At 70.5% G+C, this 2,410-nt stretch carries 3 protein-coding genes; all 3 read left to right on the top strand.

Annotation, left to right across the window (positions count from 1 at the left end; translation table 11 throughout):
* Window positions 1-484: RidA family protein (locus tag HPA02_RS18015; protein ID WP_244945964.1), on the top strand; the 484-nt coding region annotated here is incomplete at its 5' end.
* Window positions 481-1,155 (top strand): DUF1028 domain-containing protein, encoded by a 675-nt coding sequence (locus tag HPA02_RS18010; protein ID WP_146804583.1) that lies wholly within the window; start codon window positions 481-483, stop codon window positions 1,153-1,155. The genes HPA02_RS18015 and HPA02_RS18010, both read left to right, overlap by 4 nt.
* Complete coding sequence (gene argE, locus HPA02_RS18005) at window positions 1,152-2,366, top strand: acetylornithine deacetylase (RefSeq protein WP_146804582.1); 1,215 nt, start codon at window positions 1,152-1,154, stop codon at window positions 2,364-2,366. Before HPA02_RS18010 ends, argE begins: the two co-directional genes overlap by 4 nt.
* Window positions 2,367-2,410 lie beyond the last annotated feature (44 nt).

The following is a 2,410-nucleotide window of genomic DNA, read 5'->3' as shown; positions in this document are numbered from 1 at the left end:
GGGAGGCGAAGACGCCTCCCGCCGTTATCGCCTCAGCAGCAGCAAGGAGTCGTCGATGCCGACGCATACCCGAATTCGCATGTTCAATACCAAGGCCACCTACCCTAACCAGAGCCTGGACAACGACCTCTGCCAGGCGGTGCGGGCCGGCAACACCGTCTATGTGCGCGGCCAGGTGGGTACCGACTTCGAGGGTCGCTTGGTCGGCCTGGGGGACCCCGCCGCCCAGGCCAACCAGGCCATGAAGAACGTCAAGCAGCTACTCGAGGAAGCCGGCAGCCACCTCGACCATATCGTCAAGACCACCACCTATATCACCGACCCGCGTTTCCGCGAGCCGGTCTACCGGGAGGTGGGGCGGTGGCTCAAGGGGGTCTATCCCATCTCCACCGGCCTGGTGGTGGCGGGGCTGGCTCAGCCGGAGTGGCTGATGGAGATCGATGTGATCGCCGTGATTCCCGACGACGAGGAGGGCGCCCAATGACCTTTTCCATCGCCGGCTTCTGCCGCGAGACCGGCCAGTTCGGCACCGCGATTAGTTCCTCGAGCATCTGCGTGGCCAGCCGCTGCCCCTTTATTGTCCCGGGGCACGGGGTGGTCTTGACCCAGAACGTTACCAACCCGGAGCTGGGCCGGCGCGGCACCGAGCTGCTGGCCCAGGGCCTGTCCGCCGAGACGGTACTGGCGCGCCTCGTCGAGGAGGAGCGCTTCCCCGAATGGCGCCAGCTTCAAGTGCTGGACGCCGCGGGGCGCAGCGCCGTGCATAGCGGCGCCGAGACCCTGGGGATCCATGCCACCCGGCGCGGCCGCGACTGCGTGGCCGGCGGCAACATGCTCGCCGACGGCGCGGTGATCGATGCCCTGGTGGAGACCTTCGAGGACCACCCGGGAGAGCTCGCCGAGCGGCTGCTGGCGGCGCTGGAGGCGGCCCAGGCCGCCGGCGGCGAGATGGGGCCGGTGCACTCGGCGGGCCTCAAGGTCTATGAACAGGCCAACTGGCCGGCGGTGGACCTGCGGGTGGACTGGCATATCGCCCCCATTCAGGAGCTGCGCATGGTGTGGCAGGCCTACCTCCCCGAGCGGGCCGCCTACCTCTGCCGCGCCATCGACCCCAACCAGGCGCCGGGCTATGGGGTGCCGGGAGACGACCGATGAGCGATGCCTCGACGGCCTGTGTCGATCTGCTGGAGCGGCTGATCGCCTTCGATACCACCAGCGATCGCAGCAACCTGGCGCTGATCCACTTCGTGCGGGATCTCCTCGCCGAGCAGGGCATCGAGGCGACCCTGGTTCCCTCGGCCTGCGGCGAGAAGGCCAACCTCTACGCCACCATCGGCCCCGGGGACCGCCCCGGGGTGATGCTCTCCGGGCATACCGATACCGTGCCGGTGACCGGCCAGGCCTGGAGCAGCGACCCCTATCGGCTGACCGCCAAGGGGCAGCGCCTCTACGGCCGTGGCACCGCGGACATGAAGGGCTTCCTGGCGGCGGTGCTGGCGGCGGTGCCGGCCATGGCCCGCGCCGAGCTCGTCGCGCCCATCCACCTGGCCTTCTCCCACGACGAGGAGGTGGGCTGCCTGGGAGTGCGCAGCCTGCTCGAGGCGATGCGCCGCTTCCGGGTGCGTCCCGCCGCCTGCGTGGTGGGCGAGCCCACCTCCATGCGCCTGGCCACCGCCCACAAGGGCAAGCTGGCCGGTCGCATCGAGGTGACGGGCAGGGCCTGTCACTCCGGCATGGCCCCGGAGGGCATCAATGCCATCCAGGCGGCGGCGCCGCTGATCCAGTGGTTCGCCGACACCGCCGCCGCCAAGGCCGAGACCGGACCCTTCGATACCCGCTTCGCCATCCCCTACACCACCCTGCAACTGGGCACCGTCGACGGCGGCACGGCGCTGAATATCGTCCCGGCCCGGTGCCGCCTCGACTTCGAGGTGCGCAACGTGCCGGACGAGGCCCCGCAGGCGCTGCTGGCGCCGCTGATGGCGCAGATCGATTGCCTGGATGCCGAGCTCAAGGCGCGCCATCCCGAGGCGGGTGTCTCCCTGAGCTGGCTCGGCGACTACCCGGGCCTGGCCATGGCGGAGGAGGGCGAGCTGGTGGAACTGATCCTGTCGCTGCTGGCCGCGCCGGGCCGCGAGCGCATCGGCTTCGGCACCGAGGCGGGGCTCTTCCAGCGCGAGCTGGGGATTCCCACCCTGGTCTGCGGCCCCGGCAGCATGGCCCAGGGCCACCAGCCCGACGAGTACGTGACCCGCGAGCAGCTGGGGCGCTGCGAGGCCTTCCTGGCACGGCTCACCGAGGCCCTGGCCGACCCCGAGGCGGTGGCCCGCCTGGATCGCGCCTGCACCGAGGTGTCGTCGGTTTAGGTTGTCCTGACGTCGAGGCTCGGGGCTGTCCTGGGGGCAGGCCT

It is taken from the genome of Bisbaumannia pacifica, assembly GCF_007989625.1.
Classification (GTDB): Bacteria; Pseudomonadota; Gammaproteobacteria; order Pseudomonadales; family Halomonadaceae; genus Bisbaumannia; species Bisbaumannia pacifica.
Note: the sequence above shows the minus strand (reverse complement) of the source record. Positions and strands in the feature narration are given on the sequence as shown.